Source organism: Actinomadura meyerae (genome assembly GCF_900188445.1).
In the GTDB taxonomy this organism is placed as follows: domain Bacteria; phylum Actinomycetota; class Actinomycetes; order Streptosporangiales; family Streptosporangiaceae; genus Spirillospora; species Spirillospora meyerae.
In genome coordinates, this window is sequence record NZ_FZOR01000002.1 from 65023 (window position 1) to 82442 (window position 17420).

The 17420-nt window shown below is 71.4% G+C and carries 19 protein-coding genes and 1 riboswitch; of the genes, 8 read left to right on the plus strand and 11 right to left on the minus strand.

The features are described 5' to 3' along the window. Window positions 1–59: 59 nt before the first annotated feature. The 3 genes from CHF16_RS03045 to CHF16_RS03055 are packed head-to-tail and all read right to left on the minus strand — an operon-like array spanning window position 60 to window position 2372. Window positions 60–494, minus strand: a complete 435-nt coding sequence (locus CHF16_RS03045) for an NUDIX hydrolase (protein WP_089324352.1) — start codon at window positions 492–494, stop codon at window positions 60–62. Window positions 495–534: 40 nt separating this feature from the next. Continuing rightward, on the minus strand, window positions 535–1890 hold the full coding sequence (locus CHF16_RS03050) for an NsdA family TPR-like regulatory protein (RefSeq protein ID WP_218826510.1): 1356 nt from the start codon (window positions 1888–1890) through the stop codon (window positions 535–537). Window positions 1891–1913: 23 nt separating this feature from the next. Beyond that, window positions 1914–2372 carry a hypothetical protein gene (locus CHF16_RS03055; RefSeq protein ID WP_089324353.1) on the minus strand — a complete coding sequence of 153 codons (459 nt, stop codon included), beginning with the start codon at window positions 2370–2372 and terminating at the stop codon, window positions 1914–1916. 208 nt (window positions 2373–2580) lie between these two features. Between CHF16_RS03055 and CHF16_RS03060 the strand changes: the two genes are divergently transcribed. From CHF16_RS03060 to CHF16_RS03080, 5 genes are all read left to right on the plus strand, one after another. Further along, window positions 2581–2832, plus strand: coding sequence for a hypothetical protein (locus tag CHF16_RS03060; protein WP_089324354.1), 252 nt, complete (start codon window positions 2581–2583; stop codon window positions 2830–2832). Beyond that, window positions 2832–3323: an ATP-binding protein gene (locus tag CHF16_RS03065; RefSeq protein WP_143227856.1), complete on the plus strand. Its 492-nt coding sequence runs from the start codon at window positions 2832–2834 to the stop codon at window positions 3321–3323. The genes CHF16_RS03060 and CHF16_RS03065 overlap by 1 nt, the downstream gene beginning before the upstream one ends. Window positions 3324–3766: 443 nt before the next feature. Beyond that, window positions 3767–4030: a hypothetical protein gene (locus tag CHF16_RS03070; protein WP_089324356.1), complete on the plus strand. Its 264-nt coding sequence runs from the start codon at window positions 3767–3769 to the stop codon at window positions 4028–4030. A 2-nt stretch (window positions 4031–4032) separates the two neighbouring features. After that, window positions 4033–4998, plus strand: coding sequence for an MvdC/MvdD family ATP grasp protein (locus tag CHF16_RS03075; protein WP_089324357.1), 966 nt, complete (start codon window positions 4033–4035; stop codon window positions 4996–4998). Further along, entirely contained in the window at window positions 4995–6113 is a 1119-nt protein-coding gene (locus CHF16_RS03080) for a methyltransferase domain-containing protein (RefSeq protein WP_179271362.1), read from the plus strand. The genes CHF16_RS03075 and CHF16_RS03080 overlap by 4 nt, the downstream gene beginning before the upstream one ends. A gap of 122 nt (window positions 6114–6235) precedes the next feature. Here CHF16_RS03080 and CHF16_RS03085 read toward each other — a convergent pair whose 3' ends face one another. From CHF16_RS03085 to CHF16_RS40060, 3 genes are all read right to left on the minus strand, one after another. Further along, window positions 6236–7225: a malate dehydrogenase gene (locus CHF16_RS03085; protein WP_089324359.1), complete on the minus strand. Its 990-nt coding sequence runs from the start codon at window positions 7223–7225 to the stop codon at window positions 6236–6238. A 245-nt stretch (window positions 7226–7470) separates the two neighbouring features. After that, window positions 7471–8688: an NADP-dependent isocitrate dehydrogenase gene (locus CHF16_RS03090; RefSeq protein ID WP_089324360.1), complete on the minus strand. Its 1218-nt coding sequence runs from the start codon at window positions 8686–8688 to the stop codon at window positions 7471–7473. A 200-nt stretch (window positions 8689–8888) separates the two neighbouring features. Continuing rightward, on the minus strand, window positions 8889–9446 hold the full coding sequence (locus tag CHF16_RS40060) for a DUF3017 domain-containing protein (RefSeq protein ID WP_179271363.1): 558 nt from the start codon (window positions 9444–9446) through the stop codon (window positions 8889–8891). Window positions 9447–9704: 258 nt separating this feature from the next. On the opposite strand from CHF16_RS40060, the gene CHF16_RS03105 reads away from it, so the two are divergent. Further along, window positions 9705–10433, plus strand: a complete 729-nt coding sequence (locus tag CHF16_RS03105) for an FHA domain-containing protein (protein ID WP_089324361.1) — start codon at window positions 9705–9707, stop codon at window positions 10431–10433. Between the two features lie 204 nt (window positions 10434–10637). Here the strand turns inward: CHF16_RS03105 and CHF16_RS03110 are convergent, their stop codons facing one another. Further along, window positions 10638–11486, minus strand: coding sequence for a bifunctional methylenetetrahydrofolate dehydrogenase/methenyltetrahydrofolate cyclohydrolase (locus CHF16_RS03110; RefSeq protein WP_089324610.1), 849 nt, complete (start codon window positions 11484–11486; stop codon window positions 10638–10640). 57 nt (window positions 11487–11543) lie between these two features. Continuing rightward, window positions 11544–11629, minus strand: a riboswitch (ZMP/ZTP riboswitch). Between the two features lie 82 nt (window positions 11630–11711). Here CHF16_RS03110 and CHF16_RS03115 point away from each other — a divergent pair. Beyond that, complete coding sequence (locus CHF16_RS03115; RefSeq protein WP_089324362.1) at window positions 11712–12305, plus strand: GNAT family N-acetyltransferase; 594 nt, start codon at window positions 11712–11714, stop codon at window positions 12303–12305. Between the two features lie 40 nt (window positions 12306–12345). On the opposite strand, the gene CHF16_RS40065 is transcribed toward CHF16_RS03115, so the two are convergent. The 3 genes from CHF16_RS40065 to purN all read right to left on the minus strand — a co-directional run bounded on the left by CHF16_RS40065 (window position 12346) and on the right by purN (window position 14895). Beyond that, window positions 12346–12522 (minus strand): hypothetical protein, encoded by a 177-nt coding sequence (locus tag CHF16_RS40065; RefSeq protein ID WP_179271364.1) that lies wholly within the window; start codon window positions 12520–12522, stop codon window positions 12346–12348. Window positions 12523–12674: 152 nt separating this feature from the next. After that, window positions 12675–14240, minus strand: a complete 1566-nt coding sequence (purH, locus tag CHF16_RS03120) for a bifunctional phosphoribosylaminoimidazolecarboxamide formyltransferase/IMP cyclohydrolase (protein WP_089324363.1) — start codon at window positions 14238–14240, stop codon at window positions 12675–12677. Next, window positions 14221–14895 (minus strand): phosphoribosylglycinamide formyltransferase, encoded by a 675-nt coding sequence (gene purN / locus CHF16_RS03125; RefSeq protein ID WP_089324611.1) that lies wholly within the window; start codon window positions 14893–14895, stop codon window positions 14221–14223. Before purN ends, purH begins: the two co-directional genes overlap by 20 nt. Before the next feature lie 128 nt (window positions 14896–15023). On the opposite strand from purN, the gene CHF16_RS03130 reads away from it, so the two are divergent. Next, window positions 15024–15494, plus strand: a complete 471-nt coding sequence (locus CHF16_RS03130; protein WP_089324364.1) for a hypothetical protein — start codon at window positions 15024–15026, stop codon at window positions 15492–15494. 46 nt (window positions 15495–15540) lie between these two features. Here CHF16_RS03130 and CHF16_RS03135 read toward each other — a convergent pair whose 3' ends face one another. Beyond that, window positions 15541–17418: a cell division protein PerM gene (locus CHF16_RS03135; protein ID WP_143227857.1), complete on the minus strand. Its 1878-nt coding sequence runs from the start codon at window positions 17416–17418 to the stop codon at window positions 15541–15543. Window positions 17419–17420 lie beyond the last annotated feature (2 nt).

Consider the following 17420-nt stretch of genomic DNA (forward strand, 5'->3'; position numbering starts at 1 on the left):
CGCGGTAGCGCGGTGCCATCGACCCGTCCAACAACCGAGTTCACAGATCAGGTGATCAATTAATCGATCAGGTGCGTACCGTCGTGATGGCGCACCGCAGGCGGCGTTGATGGTGGTGCCATCGCATCCAGGACACGAACGGCGAACGCTTCAGTAGCCAAGGCTCTTACCTCCCCGGCTGTCATCCAGCGGAGATCTTGAGCCTCACTGGTTTCTTGAGCATTCCCACCAGCGAGCCTGCACCGAAACACCAGCGCAATGATCCCACGCTTCATATTTTTATAAATTCCCGTCAGGTCATCCACATGGACCTGAAGCCCCGTCTCTTCGAGCACTTCCCGTTTAATTCCCGTCCGGATGTCCTCGTCAAGTTCCAGGACGCCACCGGGAGCTTCCCAATGGCCATTATCGCGGCGCTGGATAAGCAGGGCGCGGCCGGCATCGTCCAAGATGACACCCGCGACGCTCACCGAGTGCCGGTTGCCCTCATCCATCGGTCTCCCATCGAGTGACTCCCTGAGCAAGGTCACTCGTCTAAATACCGACCAGCGCTGTATGAATGTGGTCATCGAGATCCGCCACAAAGGACTCTCGCCGCCACGTGCGCAACTCCAGACGCGCACGCCGCAACCGTTGAGCCGCCACTCGGCCTCGGGTTGCCGCTATGAGGTCGACGCACTCGTGCAACAGTTCGGCGGCAGACTGGGGAGCCCCTGCGCCGGACGCGCGCAGCCGCGCAAGCGCGCGGTCAGTCAGGACGATCGCACGTTGGACGCTCTCACGTGACTGCTTGAGAGCCTCGGCTGACTCGGCCAGCCGGCGTTCGGCGCCCTCCGCCTCACCCAGGAAGATCCCGCAGACGCCCTCGAAACCGCGCAGCCGTCCCTTACTGAACGAACCCGCCATGGGGTCGTCGCTCGTGTCGCCGTCAAGGTCGTGCCAGGCCAGATGCAAGGCCGCCTCCGCATCGCGCCGTCGCACAGGCTCGCCCCGCACGGCCATCTCGGCCTGTAGCGCGTGCGCCCGCGCCCGCATGAGACGGCTTTCACCGCGGCGCGCGTCCTGGACGGCGGCGTCGGCGATACGCCGCGCGCGTCCGAGATCACCGGTGGAGTAGTAGACGACCATCGTCTGGCTGGAGCGGATCAGCGCCCGCTCCGACGGATCCGCCTCGCCCGCGGCCTCAACCGCCTGGGCATACAGGTTCAGCGCGGCCACATCGTCATGCGTCTCGAACGCCAGACGAGCGGCCAATGCGAAGGAACATGCGGCGACCGACCACAGCCGGGATCTGAACTGCGCAGGATGCTCACCGACCAGCAGATGCCGACATGCCTCAACAGCGGCCGCCTGGACTAGATACAGCCGCACGAAGGGTACTGTGCCGATCCGCTGGTCAACCGACCGGCTCAACTCGGCCAGCGCGTCAAGCAAGGAGAGGCTCAGGGACTCCGGCCGGGCAAGCGCGCCGGCCAGTTCGTTACGCACCGGCGCGCCGAGAAAGGCGAGCAAGTGCGTGCCCGAGTCGGTGACGGCGGCACTGACCGTGCCCGCGATCTCGTCGAGCCGCTCGGGAAGCGCCCCCAGCAAAGCAAGCGTCTCCAGCAATTGCCGGAAGTCCGAGCCGGGTCCGAGGGCCACCGATCCGGTGGACGTACGGGCGTAGACGTACGCGAGGAGCAGTTGGTACTGCTCGTCCGGGACGCTGGCAGCCGACTCCCAGCGGCCGATGGTACGCCGGATGCTGCTCAACTGCGCGGCGCCGATGCGCTGGATATGCAGCGTCCGGGCGTGCAGACGCAATTGCGTGGCCAGTTCGGTCCAGGACCAGCCCCTCGCGGTTCGCAGCCTGCGCAGAGAACGCGCCCCGGTTTTGCGCTGCCCGTCCATTCCACCAGTACACCACGCGGACCTTACACCGGCATCACCAATCGCGGTTTGTCATAATTTGCCGCATAGTCGAGTGTGTACCAAGTACCGCTGGTATTCGTGCCTCGTCGCGGGAACCCGATGACGAAACTACTGCGGTCGACCATCCAGCGGTTGCGGGCGAAGTAGCCCGCCCTCTGGCGCGGCCCACCGAGTTCGACCAGCCCGGCAAGACGGCCCGATCGCCGGACAGCCGCGATCGCATCACGGGCGTCGGCCGGCTGATCGGCGAGCTTGGCCGGGACGGCGACTACGAGTTCCGCTTCGGTCTCATCAGCCAGCCAAAGCAGGGCAAGTGAGTCTATGCCGGACGCCCCACCAAGATGGAAGCGAACGTTGGGCAGCGCGAACGGGCCGACATATTCCTCGAACAACGTCCGATATTCGGCGACAGCGCGGTGCGCCGTCGAGCGCGTGCCGGTGATCGTCACCGCCTGCGGCATGTCCGTCCCATTGTCACCAGATGTCATCTCCCCTCGCAGTCACAAGCCCGGTTCACTCGGTCGCATGGAAGGACTCGCCAGCTTGCCATATGCGGGCCGCAGTGGGACACGGTGCAGTCCTCCGTCCCAAGAGGCAGAGGAGAGCGGCCCCGGACGGCACTGCAACGCCGCTCCCCGGGCCCTTAGCCCGACGATGGAGGTCGGACTTATGAGAGACGCTACGGGCAGGCCGCCGGAGGAGTTGGCGCGGGAACTCGCGGCGCAGGAATGCCGGACGGAGGGGTACGGGAGGACGCTCGCCGTTTCGCTGGGGACGCCCAGTGAGCAGAAGATCGCGTGCGACGGGCGGCGGTTCCGGTGGGGCGGGGAGCGTGGACACGTGCTCGGCGAGGTCGGCGCCGAGCCGGCTTTGGTGGAGCGGACGGTGCTCATGCTCGGGCAGATCGTGCGGTGGGCCTGATGGGCGGCTGCGTGGGCAGCGTGAACGCGGGGACGTTCGACGTCACCTTTCGGGCGGCGCCGTCGGTTCCGGCGCGGGTGCGCTCGCTGGTGGAGCTGCGCCTTGCGGAGGCGGGGCTGGCCGGGATCAGTGACGACTTGACGCTGATCGCCAGTGAACTCGTTGCGAACGCGGTGCAGTACGCACCGGAACCGGAGATCCGGGTGCGCCTCACCCGCGAGCCCGGCGCGGTAGTGCTGGCCGTGTGGGACTCCTCGGACACCGAGCCCACGCCCAAGCGCGCGTTGGAACCGACCGCGGAGGACGTGGCCCCCGACGCCGAGGCGCTGGATCCGGACCATGACGCCGGTACGGGTGGGCGCGGCTTGCCCATCGTCGCGGCCATGGCCGACTCCTACGGGGTCACACCGACCGAGCCGCGTGGGAAGTGGGTGTGGGCGCGGTACGCCACGGCCACGGTTCCGTCCGCGCGCGTGTCTTCACCGAGGTAGAGCCATGCTGGACGGCACGGAACTTGCACGGTGGGCCGAGGGCAACCATCCAGGCTGGGCCGTGGTGTGGGGTGCGTACAACCGGAAGTTCACCGCTTGGACGTTGTGGAGCGGCGAGTTGCTCGTGGTGGCCGCTCCGGACACCCATTCGCTGTCCATAGCCGTCCGCAATGCCGAGCAACGCGCCATTGAAACCATGCCGCGCACGTCCGTCGGCACCTGGCGAAGCGGGCCGTTTCATTGCCTGCCGTCACTTGGACCCCACGGCCCCGGGGCCTCTGGTCACGCACCTCCGAAACCCCCTGCGGAGGACGATCCCCCAGGACAGGACGTCCCGGGGCCGTGGTCTGTACCGGCCCGACTCGACCTGGTCGCGGCCGTCCGCACATAAGGCTCCAAGAGCCACCGATCGGCGGCCGAAGCGCCGCCAGGAAGGGAAGTCGATGACCGCACAGACGCTCGACCTCGTGACGCATTCGCCGGACGGTGAGTCGCGCGGGCTGGCATTCCGGGTCGGGGACATCTTCCCTATGGACCCGGGGCTGGACCAGGCGTCCCAGATCGACACCGCCGCGACCGAGGCTCGTCCGTGGGGGCTGCGGTTCCTGGTGGTGCCGCGCGCGGGCAAGCACGACAAGGGGACCTCCGAATACACCACCGGCGGTCAGGGCGACTCCCAGCATCCCGAAGACAAGGGGACGGACTGACGATGACGGTGCTGATGCTGGCGCGCGACGGCGACAAGGTGGCCGAACGGGTCGCCGGCGAACTGCGCGGACGTGGAACCAGCGCGGTGCAGGTGAACCCGTCGAGTTTCCCCGCCCGGCTGTCCATGGGCGCCCGCCTGGACGGTTCGGGCTCCTGGGCTGGACGCCTGCGTGGCCGGGACGGCCTTGACGTCGAACTCGCCGGCATCAGCGCCGTATGGCAGCGAGGAACCACTCCGTTCGTGATGGACGAACGCATGTCGTCCCCCGAGCGCGCGTTCGCCTACGGGGAGGCCAGGCGTGGGTTCGGAGGCGTACTGACCGCGCTCGGAAGCTGCCTGTGGGTCAACGACCCGGTGGCGGCGGCGCGCGCCGAGTACAAGCCGCTCCAACTCGCCGAGGCGGCGCGGGTCGGGTTGGCGGTGCCTGAGACCCTCATCACCTCAGATGCGCGGACGGCCTACGACTGGGCGCAGGAACTCGGGCGTCCGATCGTGTACAAGCCCATGGACGGGGTCGTCCATGCCGACGAGGGGCGTGTGCGCATCCTCTACACCGCCCCGGTCACCGACCCGGAGAGCCTCCTCGATCCGGCGTTCGGCCGCACTGCTCAGATGCTTCAGGAGCGCGTCCAGAAAGCATTCGAGGCGCGCGTGACCGTGGTCGGCACTGAGGTGTTCGCGGTCCGGATCGACGCCAGGAGCACTGCGGCCCAGGAGGATTGGCGGGCGGACTACGACGGCCTGGAGTACAGCATCATCCATCTGCCGTTCGAGCTTCGGGCCAAGCTGCTACGTCTGATGGCGCGGCTCGGCCTCGTCTACGGGGCGTTCGACCTGATTCATGACGTCTCAGGCCGGTGGGTGTTCCTGGAGGTGAACCAGCGCGGCGAGTTCGGATGGATCGCCGACACGACTGGTCTCGGCATCTACTCGGCCATGGCCGATCTCCTGGAGAGGGGCTCATGAATAACAACGAGGAACTGGCCGCTTCGCTCGACGTCGGAGAGAAGTGGCTGGAGGCAATGCGGGCCGTACCCCGCGAGCTCTTCGTCCCGGACGTCGGCCTGGCCTGCCCTGAAGGCGGTGCCGGCTACCCGATCGGCCGCCAGGCTCGTCCTGAAGAATGGCTGCGCGCCGTTTACTCCGACGCTGCGATCATCACCCAGCGCGAGGACGGCAAGGGCGACCCGCTGAAGGTCTCGGACGGATTGGCATCCAGCTCGATCTCTGCACCCGGCATCGCCTTTCGATGCCTGGAGCTGCTCGCTCCGCGCGACCACGACCGCGTCCTCGAAGTCGGTACGGGAACCGGATACACCGCCGCCGTCCTGTCAGCACGTGTCGGCGAGAAGAACGTCACCACCGTGGAGGTGGACGCCGGGATCGCCAGGCAGGCAGCAGCCAACCTCGCAGGAGCCGGCTTCGCACCGACTCTGATCGTGGGAGACGGCCGGGCCGGGTTCTCGGACAACGCGCCATACGACCGTGTGCACGTGACCGCAGCCGTTGCCGAGGTGCCCTTCACCTGGGTGGAGCAGACCCGCCCCGGCGGCGTCATCGTGGCACCGTGGCAGCCGCTTCGCGCGCACGGCCTGCTCACTCGGCTGACCACGACCCGCGACGGCGCGTACGGGCGGTTCCACGGGCCCGCCGGGTACATGATGTTGCGTTCTCATCGCGCCGAGCTGGTCTGGCGGTTCCGCGACGAGGACGACGCCGACGTGACGGCGACCACGCTGGATCCCCGTACCGTCTTCGCGGCCGGGCCGGGTCTCCAACTCGCCACCGTGGCTCTCTCACCGGGCCTGGCGTATTGGGAGAAGCACTTCGACGACGGGTCCTTCTCATTGCTGTTGTTCATGGTCGGCGATCCGGAAGGGCCGTGGGCCGTCTGCGACTGGGAGCCCGGACACGACCATTACGAAGTCACTCAGTACGGCGAACGACGGCTCTGGGACGAGTTGGAGGACGCCTTCGAGTGGTGGGTCCGGCACGACGGACCCGGCGTCGACCGGTTCGGGCTGACCGTCGCGCCCGAAGGCGACAGGCTGTGGTTGGACGAGCCGACCCGCTTGGTCTGAGGAGGTCAGCGGCCGGTCGAGCCGTCGATGGGCTCGCGGAGGATGTCGGTGTGGCCCGCGCGGCTGCCGGTCGTGGACGAGCCCCGGGCCTGTGCGGTCCCGGGGCTCGTTCGCGCGGAAGGTCAGATGAGGCCGAGCTTGCGGACGGCGTCGCGCTCCTCCGCCAGCTCGTTCACCGAGGCGTCGATCCGGGCGCGGGAGAAGTCGTCGATCTCCAGGCCCTGGACGATCTCCCACGTGCCGTCCTTGGTGGTGACCGGGAAGGACGAGATGAGCCCCTCGGGGACGCCGTAGGAGCCGTCCGACACGACGGCCATGGACGTCCAGTCGCCGGGGGCGGTGCCGTTCACCCAGGTGTGGACGTGGTCGATCGCGGCGGACGCGGCGGACGCCGCCGAGGACGCGCCGCGGGCCTCGATGATCGCGGCGCCGCGCTTGGCGACGGTCGGGATGAAGTCGTTCTCCAGCCACGCCTGGTCGTTGACCGTCGCGGCGGCGTTCTTGCCGGAGATCTCGGCGTGGAAGATGTCCGGGTACTGGGTGGCGGAGTGGTTGCCCCAGATCGTCATCTTGGTGATGTCGGCCACGGAGACGCCGGCCTTCTTGGCGAGCTGGGCGAGCGCGCGGTTGTGGTCGAGGCGCGTCATCGCGGTGAAGCGCTCGGCGGGGACGTCGGGGGCGTGCTGCTGCGCGATCAGGGCGTTGGTGTTGGCCGGGTTGCCCACCACCAGGACCTTCACGTCGTCGGCGGCGCCCGCGTTGATGGCCTCGCCCTGCGGCTTGAAGATGCCGCCGTTGGCCTCCAGCAGGTCGCCGCGCTCCATGCCCTTCGTGCGCGGGCGGGCGCCGACGAGCAGGGCGACGTTCGTCCCCTCGAAGGCCTTGGCCGCGTCGTCGAAGATGTCGATGCCGGACAGCAGCGGGAACGCGCAGTCGTCCAGCTCCATCGCGGTGCCCTCGGCGGCCTTCACCGCCTGCGGGATCTCCAGCAGGCGCAGGCGCACGGGGACGTCCGCGCCGAGGAGGTGCCCGGACGCGATGCGGAACAGCAGCGCATAGCCGATCTGGCCCGCGGCGCCGGTTACGGTGACGGTGACTGGGGTGCGCGTCATTGTCCTTCTTCTCCTGCAGTGACCTGACGGGGCTCAGGCGGCCATCCTTCGTACCCGACCGCCGAAGAGCCGCGCCGCCGCGGTTTCTCTCGCTGTCGAGATATTTCCGGCCTCAGGCTATCGCGCGTCCCCTACCCGTCGGCGCGCAGGTGCACCCACCGGCATGCCGCCCACGCGGAAGGCCGCCCCGGACGGGTCCGGGACGGCCTTCACGACCGCATGCGCGGGCGGCGTTCGGTCGGGCGTCAGCCGCCGATCTTCTTCTGGAGGTTGGTGTCGAGCGCCTCCAGGAAGCCCTGCGTCGTCAGCCACGGCGTCTCGCCGCCGACCAGGAGCGCCAGATCCTTGGTCATCTGGCCGGACTCGACGGTCTCGACGCAGACCGCCTCCAGCTTGCGGGCGAAGTCGATGACCTCGGGCTGGCCGTCGAGCTTGCCGCGGTGCTCGAGGCCGCGGGTCCAGGCGAAGATGGACGCGATCGGGTTGGTCGACGTCGGCTTGCCCTGCTGGTGCTGGCGGTAGTGCCGGGTCACCGTGCCGTGCGCGGCCTCGGCCTCGACGGTCTTGCCGTCGGGGGTCATGAGGACGGACGTCATGAGGCCGAGGGAGCCGAAGCCCTGGGCCAGGGTGTCGGACTGGACGTCGCCGTCGTAGTTCTTGGCGGCCCAGACGAACCCGCCCTCCCACTTGAGCGCCGCGGCGACCATGTCGTCGATGAGGCGGTGCTCGTAGGTGAGGCCCTTGGCCTCGAACTCGGCCTTGAACTCGGTCTCGTAGATCTCCTGGAAGAGGTCCTTGAACCGGCCGTCGTAGGCCTTGAGGATCGTGTTCTTCGTGGACATGTACAGCGGCATCTCGCGGCTGAGCGCGTACCGCATGCTCGTCCGGGCGAAGTCGCGGATCGAGTCGTCGTAGTTGTACATGCCCATGGCGACGCCGCCGCCGGTGAAGTCGGCGACCTCGAACTCCATCGGCTCGCCCTCGCCGGACGGGGTGTAGGTGATCGTCACCTTGCCGGGGCCGGGGACGACGAAGTCGGTGGCCTTGTACTGGTCGCCGTGCGCGTGGCGGCCGATGATGATCGGCTTGGTCCAGCCGGGCACCAGGCGCGGGATGTTGGAGACCACGATCGGCTCGCGGAAGATCACGCCGCCCAGGATGTTGCGGATCGTCCCGTTCGGGGACCGCCACATCTTCTTCAGGCCGAACTCCTCGACGCGCGCCTCGTCGGGGGTGATGGTGGCGCACTTGACGCCGACGCCGTGCTCCTTGATGGCGTTCGCGGCGTCGATGGTGACCTGGTCGTCCGTGGCGTCACGGTGCTCGATCCCCAGGTCGTAGTACTTCAGGTCCACATCGAGGTAGGGCAGGATCAGCTGGTCCTTGATGAATTTCCAGATGATCCGCGTCATTTCGTCGCCGTCGAGTTCGACGACCGGGCCCGCTACTTTGATCTTGGGCATGCTGTTGCTGTCCCTTTCCTACACCTGGCCAGCTGGCGAGGCCTTCCCATCCTCGGCGGGCATGGCGGTGTCTCGGGCCGCCGGGATCGCCGGACGAAAAGGACTCAAGTCCTTGTAAGGCTCAACTGGCTAGGCTAGCCGAGCCGGTCATGCGGTCTAGACCTGGCCTGGCCCGGAGGGCCTGGACCTGCGCGGACGCGTCAGGACGGCGGCACGTTTCCGGGCGGACCGCTTCCCGGCGCACCGGCCGCGGGCGGGCCGGATGCGGACGCGCGGCCGGAACCGGACGCACCGGCGGCTCCCGGTGCACCGGGAGCGCCGGGAGCGCCGGGGGCACCGGACGCGGCGCGGCGCCCGGCGATGAGCAGGCGCAGGCCGCGGGCCGCGGCGGTGAGCGCGATCACGATGCCGAACGCGCCCGCGAGGGACAGCCCGGTCTTGTTCATCGGCGGGACGCTCAGCGAGACGAACGCCACCATCTCCCCCATGATCACCAGCGTCCAGCAGTCGACGGAGCGGCTGCGGACGGCGAGCGGGCCGAGCTGCGACTCCGGCAGCAGCAGCCGGGCGAGGGCGCCGATGAGGAGGGCGGCGGCCATCAGGCCGGAGCCCTTTCGGAAGTAGTTGAAGGCGCACAGCGTCAGGCCGGCGCCGACCCCGCTGAGCACGAGCAGGTAGGGCAGCTGCGCCAGCCAGTGCGGCGCGGCGCCCCCGCGGCGCGGCGCGCGCCGCCTGCGCCGGTGCACCTGAGTGCTCATGGCCCTCACGGTATCGCCGATCCCGCCCCCGGACGACATCGCACGGAGAACCGCATCCCCCTCGGACGGCCCCGCGGTGGAACGGTCCGGCTTGTCGTCCGAAGCCCGGATAAGGGATGGGACGGAAGGTGCCCGGGTGATGCCCGAGTAGCCGGAATCCCTTGCGCCATCGGTGCTACTCGCCAGTAGGAGGGTGTGACGGCACGGCGCCCGGGTAACCCGGCAGACAGGGGTCGCTAACTAGCTGGGAGGACTGCCGTGGAGGGGCCGTTCATGCGGATCGAGGACAGCGGGCTGGTGATGCCGCTGCGCCCCGACGTTACGACGGTCGGGAGAGGGAGAGGAGTCGACGTACGCCTCGACGACCCGAGTGTGTCCCGTTTGCACGCAGAAATCGTCCGACGCGGTCCGTACGTCTACGTGGTGGACATGGGCCTGTCCCGCAACGGGACGCGCGTCAACGGCCGGCCGATCGCCCGCCGTGTGCTGGAGGACGGTGACGTCGTGAGCTTCGGCACGGCGCGCTGCCGGTTGGGGGGCATCCCCCGTGAGGAGGTCGACCCGGACGTCGAACTGCGGCGCGCCGTCGCGCCCGAGCTCACCCGCCGCGAGGTCGACGTGCTGACCTCGCTGTGCCGACCCGCCCTGTCCGATGAGGCGTTCGTGGCCCCCGCCACGGCGCGCGACATCGCCGGCGAGCTGGTCGTCACGGAGGCGGCCGTCAAGCAGCACCTGCTGCGCCTCTACCAGAAGTTCCGCATCCCCGAGGGTGCCAACCGGCGCACGCGGCTCGCCAACGAGGTCATCGCGATGGGCCTCGTCCGCCCGCTGCCGCCGGTGCACGTCCCGCACCAGGGGCGTCCGCCGATGGACGGCCGGGTCCCCGGCGTCCGCGCCACCGGGGAGACGCGCCGGCCGGGCGCGCCGGGGCACGGCCACGGGCCGGGCCGTCCGGCGCCCAGCACGGCGGGACGGAGGGCCAGTTGAGCTGAGCCCGCGGTCGCCCTCCCGGCAGCGCGAAACCTGAGGGCGATCGCTTGACCCCCTGCCGGGCCGCGCAGGTGACGGCGCGGCCCCGGTCAGGGAACGTGCACGGCGAACGAACGTGCGGGGCCGCCGCCTCGGTGCTGGGGCGGCGGCCCTTACGGTGCCCGGGGACACCGTGCCCGGGAGACGCCGGGCCGGAGTCCGCTAGAGGCTCTGCTCGGCGGCCTCGACGACGTTGGCGAGCAGCATGGCGCGGGTCATCGGGCCGACGCCGCCGGGGTTCGGCGCGATCCAGCCGGCGACGTCGCGGACGTCGGCGGCGACGTCCCCGGCGAGCTTGCCGTCCACCCGGGAGACGCCCACGTCGAGGACGGCCGCGCCGGGCTTGACCATGTCGGCGGTGATCAGGCCGGGCACCCCGGCGGCGGCCACGACGATGTCGGCCGCGCGGGTGTGCGCGGCGAGGTCGCGCGTCGCGGTGTGGCAGAGCGTCACGGTCGCGTTCTCGGTGCGGCGGGTCAGCAGCAGGCCGAGCGACCGCCCGACGGTGATGCCGCGCCCGACGACGGTGACCTCGGCGCCCTTGATCGGGACGTCGAAGCGGCGCAGCAGCTCGATGATGCCCTTCGGCGTGCAGGGCAGCGGGCCCGGCTGCATCAGCACGAGCCGCCCGAGGTTCGTCGGGTGCAGGCCGTCGGCGTCCTTGGCGGGGTCGATGCGCTCCAGCACGCGCTGCTCGTCCAGGCCCTTCGGCAGCGGGAGCTGGACGATGTAGCCGGTGCAGGACGGGTCGGCGTTCAGCTCGGCGACGGCGCGCTCGACGTCGTCCTGGGTGGCGGTGGCGGGCAGGTCGCGGCGGATGCTCTCGATGCCGACCTCGGCGCAGTCGCGGTGCTTCATGTTGACGTAGGAGTGGCTGCCGGGGTCGTCGCCGACCAGCACCGTGCCGAGCCCGACGGACACGCCGCGGTCGCGCAGCGCCTCCACGCGCACCTTGAGGTTCGAGCGGATCTCGGCGGCCGTGGCCTTGCCGTCCAGAATCTGTGCCGTCATGCGTTCCTCCGCGTGGATCTCGCCGTAAGGCCCGCGGGACCGGGCCCGGCTCACGGTCCCGTCCACCCAGGCGCGCGGTGTCCGGACTGTCGTTCGCTCCCCGGTGGTGATCCACCTTGACTGCGCCAGTCGCGTGAAAACCCATGGTAACCGTCGAGTGGCACCTGGAAATCGGCGCCGAGTGGCCCTGCCGGTGGCCGTTCCCCTCCTCCTACCGTCGTGCCCATGAGCGACGCATGGTTCGAACGGCCCGTCCTGACCGGGCGCCACGTGCGGCTGGAGCCGCTGTCCCCCGCGCACGCCGAGGGGCTGTTCGAGGCGTCCAAGGACCCGGACGTGTGGGCCTGGCTGTCCGAGCGGCAGCCGGCGACGGCCGGCGAGATGAGCGCGCTCGTCGACCGGGCACTGGCCGACTGCGAGCGCCGCGTGCGGCTCCCCTGGGTCCAGATCGACGCCGTGACGGGGGAGGTCGCGGGGACGACGTCGTACTACGAGGTCGCCCCGTCCCACCGGGGGCTGTGCATCGGGCACACCTGGCTCGGCGCGCGCTGGCAGCGGACGGGCCTCAACACGGAGGCGAAGCTGCTCCTGCTCGGACGGGCGTTCGAGTCCCTGGGCGCGATCAGGGTCGGCTGGCACACGCACGTCCGGAACGCGCGGTCGCGGGCGGCGATCGAGCGGCTCGGCGCGGCGTTCGAGGGCGTCCACCGCAAGCACCGCATCCGGGCGGACGGCTCGATCCGCGACACCGCCGCGTACGGGATGACGGACGACGAGTGGCCGGCCGCCGCGGCCGCGCTCAGGGCACGGCTGCGCTAGCCGTGCACGGCTGCGCAGCCGATGCGCGGACCGCCGGAGGCTAGTCCTCCGAGCGCTGGCGCCAGGCCAGGAGGCGGTCGGTGCCGTGCCAGCCCAGCTGGGCGGCCAGGAGGGCGGCCAGGAACGCGGCGACCAGCCCGATCACCTGCCGGGAGTCCATCAGCAGCGAGTCGACCAGGTAGACCGAGCGCAGCATCACGGCGAGCAGCACGTCCATCGCGCCTCCAAGACGGAACGCCCGCGCCCGGGTGGGAGGGTCGTGCGGGAAGGGCGCGGTCCCGGCCAGAGGCTACCCGCCCGAAAAAGTGAAGACGACGGCGCTAAACCCGGTGCGGCACGTGTTCCGCGCCACACCGGGCCCACCGCTCGTCAGTGGTAGAAGTGCCGGACGCCGGTGAAGTACAGGCTGATGCCGGCCTTCCGCGCCGCCTCGATGACCTTGTCGTCGTTGACGGACCCGCCCGGCTCGACGATCGCCTTCACGCCCGCCTCCGTCAGCACCTCCAGGCCGTCCGGGAACGGGAAGAAGGCGTCGGACGCGCCCACGGCGGACGCGGCGCGCTCCGCGCCCGCCCGCGCGACCGCGAGCTTGGCGGAGTCGACCCGGTTGACCTGGCCCATGCCGACGCCGACGGTCGCGCCGTCCGCGGCCAGCAGGATCGCGTTGGACTTCACCGAGCGGATCGCCCGCCACGCGAACGCCAGGTCGCGCAGCGTCGCCTCGTCCACGGCCTCGCCGGTCTTCAGCTCCCAGGCGGACGGGTCGTCGCCGGGGGCATCCACGGCGTCGACGCCCTGCACCAGGAGGCCGCCGTCGATGCGCCGGTGCTCGACCGCGCCCGCGGGGGCGTCCGGGCAGACCAGCAGCCGGACGTTCTTGAACCGGTCCTTCAGCACGGTGACGGCCTCGTCGTCGAAGGACGGGGCGATCACGACCTCGGCGAAGCTCTCGGTGACCTGCCGGGCCATGGCGGCGGTGACCGGGCGGTTCGCCGCGATCACGCCGCCGTAGGCGGACACGGGGTCGCACGCGTGCGCCTTGCGGTGCGCCTCGGCGATGTCGGCGCCGACCGCGATGCCGCACGGGTTGGCGTGCTTGATGATCGCGACGCAGGGCTCGGTGAAGTCGTAGGCGGCGCGGCGGGCGGCGTCGGTGTCCACGTAGTTGTTGTAGGACATCTCCTTGCCGTACAGCTGCTCCGCGCCCGCCAGCCCGGTCTCGCCCGGCGAGCGGTACAGGGCGGCGCGCTGGTGCGGGTTCTCGCCGTACCGGAGGGTGTTCGACCGCTCCCAGGTGGCGCCGAGGAAGTCGGGCCAGCCGGACTCGGCGGCGGCCTCGTCGGGCGCGTAGGCGCTCGCGAACCAGGACGCCACGGCAACGTCGTAGGACGCGGTGTGCGCGAAGGCCCGCGCGGCGAGGCGGCGCCGCTCCTCCAGGGTGAAGCCGCCGGCCTTCACCGCGTCCAGGACCGTGCCGTAGGCGGACGGGTCGACGACGACGGAGACGCTCGCGTGGTTCTTCGCGGCGGCGCGCACCATGGTCGGGCCGCCGATGTCGATCTGCTCGACGCACTCGTCCGGCTTGGCGCCCGAGTCGACGGTGTCGGCGAACGGGTAGAGGTTCACGACCACCAGGTCGAACGGCTCCACCGCGAGGTCGTCGAGCTGCTGGAGGTGGTCCTCCTTGCGGCGGTCCGCGAGCAGCCCGGCGTGGATCTTGGGGTGCAGGGTCTTGACCCGGCCGTCCAGGCACTCGGGGAACCCGGTGAGCTTCTCCACCTTCATCACCGGGACGCCGGCGGCGGAGATCCGGCCGGCCGTCGACCCGGTCGAGACGATCTCCACCCCCGCCTCGTGGAGGCCGCGGGCCAGCTCCTCCAGCCCGGTCTTGTCGTACACGCTGATCAGCGCGCGCTTAATCGCCACCCGACTCACCGGCCGAGCTCCCCTCATGGTCGTCGGAAGATTCACCACAGGTCCTGCACTTCATCGAGACCCGCCTGCCGCGCGTGGTCCAGCCGTCGCGGGCGAGGCGTCCGACGACGTCGACGAGGAGCCGGCGCTCCACCCGCTTGATGCGCTCGTGCAGGGAGTCTTCGTCGTCATGCCAGCCCACGGGGACGGTCTCCTGGGCGATGACGGGTCCGGTGTCCACGCCTTCGTCGACGAAGTGAACCGTACAGCCCGTGACCTTCACGCCGTAGGCCAGGGCGTCCCGTACGGCGTGCGCGCCGGGGAACGCGGGCAGCAGCGCGGGATGGGTGTTGACCGTCCGGCCGCCGAAGCGGGCGAGGAACCGGGGGCCGAGGATCTTCATGAAGCCGGCGGAGACGACGAGGTCGGGTTCGTGCTTCGCGACGGCCTCGGTGAGCGCGGCGTCCCACTCCTCGCGGGACGGGAAATCCGGAACGCAGACCGTGAAAGTGGGCAAACCCACATGCTCCGCGCGCTCGGTTCCGGCGATACCGGGGCGGTCCGCCCCCACGGCCACGACTTCGGCCCCGTAGGCTGGATCCGCGCACGCGTCGAGCAGCGCTTGTAGGTTGGTCCCCGCGCCGGAGACGAGGACGACGAGCCGGGCGGACACCATGACTCCCCGGTGGACGTTGACGGGATGTGCGGCCACCACGCAGCCTATCGGGCCGCTTCGGCGCCGCTTCACCGCAGATCCGGCCGGGTCGGCCGGCGGATCCCCCCACGGCCAGGAGGAGACGGACAGTGACCGAGCAGCAGGGCCGCGAGGCCCGTCCCGAGGACCGCCCGGACGGGCGGCCGGCGGGAGAGCCGCCCGCGGGGCCCTCGCAGGCGCGGCAGGCCGGCGTGCGGGCCCTGTGGCTCGGCGGCATCGCGCTGCTGACCGCGCTGTTCTTCTACCCGCTCGGCCTCGTGCTCGGCGTCGCGGCGATCGTCATCGGGCTCAGGGCCCGCCGGCAGGCCCGCGCGGCCCGCGAGACCGTACCGGGCGCCCTCCCCGGCATCGTGATGGGCGCCGTCGGCCTCGGCATGTCGCTGGTGATGGTCGCGATGGCGGTGTTCCTGCGGACGGAGTTCAGCGGCTACTGGGACTGCGTCAACGCCGCCAACACCCACACCGACCGGCAGGCGTGCCAGGACGAGTACTACCCGAAGATCGAGAAGAAGCTCGACCTGCCGCCCGGCTGGATGGACCAGTACGGCCACCTGCTCTGACCGCCCGTTCCCGGACCGCCCGACCCCGCGCCTGACCGGGGCGCGGCTACTCGTCCCGCTCCGGCTCCTCGCGCAGGACGTAGATCGCGCCGCCCCGGTTCTCGGTGCGGTTCGGGTCCGCGCGGGGCGGCGGGACGGGGCGGCGCGGCTCGGCCGGCTCGGGTTCGGGCTCGTCCACGAGATGGCCCTCGACGACGATCGTGCCGTCGCCCGGCGAATGCGCCAGCGGGGGCGCCGGGTCGGAGGCCGGCGCGGGCGCGGGCCGCTCCGGGGCCAGGTCGGGCAGCGGATCGGTGCCCGCTCCGGCCGCCCCGCGCCGCCGGGGCCGCCGCGGCGCGAGGACGGGCTCGGCCTCCTCGAACTCCAGCGGCCCGGGCGCGTGCGGTGCCCGCGGCGCCTCCTCCGCGGGCCGCGCGGGCAGGTCGTAGTCGCCGGGAACGGGCGCCGACAGCGGCACCGGCAGCGGCGCCGCGCCCGGCTCGGGCCGGACGGCGGGCTTCGCCGCCCGCCTCCCGGCCTTCCCCGCCTTCTTCCCGGCCTTCCCCGCCTTCTCGGCCTTCCCCGCCCTCGCGGCCTTCTTCGCGGCCTTCCGCGAGGTCTTCTCGGGGGCGCGCGCGGGACGGCGCAGCACCATCCAGTTCGCCACCCACGCGGCGATCGCGGCCGAGATGCCCACCTCCAGCGCCGCCAGCAGCCCCACCTGCCAGGCGGACGGCCCCACGGTCGCCATCCGGCCGCCGCCTAGCGGCCCGCCCGACAGCGCGCTCAGCAGCGCCGCCACGGCCCCGGTCAGCGCCCCGGACAGGAACCCCCACAGCGGCGCGCCCTCCGCGACCGGGCTCGGCATCGACCGGATCGTGAGGGTGCCGCCGACCGCGCCCGCGACGAACGGCGCGGCCAGCGCGAGCAGCGACAGGGCGGGCGCCGGGCCCGGCTGCGGCAGCGCCGCGAGCGGCGGGAAGGCGGGCACCGCGTCCAGGAAGACGCCGGTCGGGGAGACGCTCGTCCCCGCGCCGACCGAGAAGCCCGGCCCGACCGCGTACGCCATCCCCCAGATCACCGCGTTCGGCAGGAACGCCAGCTCGACCAGCAGCAGCAGGACGCCGCCGACGACTCCCGGGGCGAGCATGCCGTACAGGTCGTCGGCCGCGGCGATGTTCATGGCGAGCGCCACGGCGACGAGCACCGCGCCCGAGGCGAGCAGCACGCCGAGCGCGCCCGCGACCCCGATCACCAGCGAGCGGGGCCGCTCCGGCAGCAGCCGCAGCAGCGCGCCCAGGCCCGACCTGACCCGCCGTCCGCGCGCCTCCGCCGCGACCTGCGCGGCGACGACCGCGCGGGCGGCGCCGAGGCCGCCCGCGATGACGGCGACGAGCAGGCAGCCGGCGAGCGCCTGCCACGCCGACGAGCGCACCTCGTCCGAGGAGGCCGCGAGCGCGAGCAGGACGCCCAGCGCCGCGTAGGGCACGGCCAGCGCCGCCGCGACGTGCACGACCGCGATGCGGGGGCGGCGCCGCAGCCCGGCGACGCGGATCATCCATCCGCCGCCCCGGTACAGCAGGACGCCGGGCAGGACGAGCACGCCGAGCGGCAGCAGCCCGACCCGCCCCTGCCCGTAGGAGAAGCCCGCGTGGTGGGCGACCAGCCAGAAGTTCACGGCCGTCCGGAACACCCCGGACATCCCGTTGCCCATCGCGGTCTTCGGCGCCGCGATCCAGCCGATGAGCGTGATCGTGGTGAGCACCGCCAGGCCGATGCCGACGCACCACAGCGCCGCGACCAGTCCCGTCACGTACAGCGGGCGGGCGGCCTCGGGCGGCGCGGCGGGCGCGGCTTCGGCGCCGGCGCGGCCGGTCTCGCTCTTGGCCGGCGGGTCCGTCGCCGGCCGCCGCTGCGGGCGCCGCCCGGGGGTCTTGTCGCTCACCG

Bases quoted from the DNA above. Each gene is read 5' to 3' on its own strand.
- CHF16_RS03045 (WP_089324352.1), bottom strand. From the start codon at position 494: ATGGATGAGGGCAACCGGCACTCGGTGAGCGTCGCGGGTGTCATCTTG.
- CHF16_RS03050 (WP_218826510.1), bottom strand. From the start codon at position 1,890: ATGGACGGGCAGCGCAAAACCGGGGCGCGTTCTCTGCGCAGGCTGCGA.
- CHF16_RS03055 (WP_089324353.1), bottom strand. From the start codon at position 2,372: ATGCCGCAGGCGGTGACGATCACCGGCACGCGCTCGACGGCGCACCGC.
- CHF16_RS03060 (WP_089324354.1), top strand. From the start codon at position 2,581: ATGAGAGACGCTACGGGCAGGCCGCCGGAGGAGTTGGCGCGGGAACTC.
- CHF16_RS03065 (WP_143227856.1), top strand. From the start codon at position 2,832: ATGGGCGGCTGCGTGGGCAGCGTGAACGCGGGGACGTTCGACGTCACC.
- CHF16_RS03070 (WP_089324356.1), top strand. From the start codon at position 3,767: ATGACCGCACAGACGCTCGACCTCGTGACGCATTCGCCGGACGGTGAG.
- CHF16_RS03075 (WP_089324357.1), top strand. From the start codon at position 4,033: ATGACGGTGCTGATGCTGGCGCGCGACGGCGACAAGGTGGCCGAACGG.
- CHF16_RS03080 (WP_179271362.1), top strand. From the start codon at position 4,995: ATGAATAACAACGAGGAACTGGCCGCTTCGCTCGACGTCGGAGAGAAG.
- CHF16_RS03085 (WP_089324359.1), bottom strand. From the start codon at position 7,225: ATGACGCGCACCCCAGTCACCGTCACCGTAACCGGCGCCGCGGGCCAG.
- CHF16_RS03090 (WP_089324360.1), bottom strand. From the start codon at position 8,688: ATGCCCAAGATCAAAGTAGCGGGCCCGGTCGTCGAACTCGACGGCGAC.
- CHF16_RS40060 (WP_179271363.1), bottom strand. From the start codon at position 9,446: ATGAGCACTCAGGTGCACCGGCGCAGGCGGCGCGCGCCGCGCCGCGGG.
- CHF16_RS03110 (WP_089324610.1), bottom strand. From the start codon at position 11,486: ATGACGGCACAGATTCTGGACGGCAAGGCCACGGCCGCCGAGATCCGC.
- CHF16_RS03115 (WP_089324362.1), top strand. From the start codon at position 11,712: ATGAGCGACGCATGGTTCGAACGGCCCGTCCTGACCGGGCGCCACGTG.
- CHF16_RS40065 (WP_179271364.1), bottom strand. From the start codon at position 12,522: ATGGACGTGCTGCTCGCCGTGATGCTGCGCTCGGTCTACCTGGTCGAC.
- purN (WP_089324611.1), bottom strand. From the start codon at position 14,895: ATGGTGTCCGCCCGGCTCGTCGTCCTCGTCTCCGGCGCGGGGACCAAC.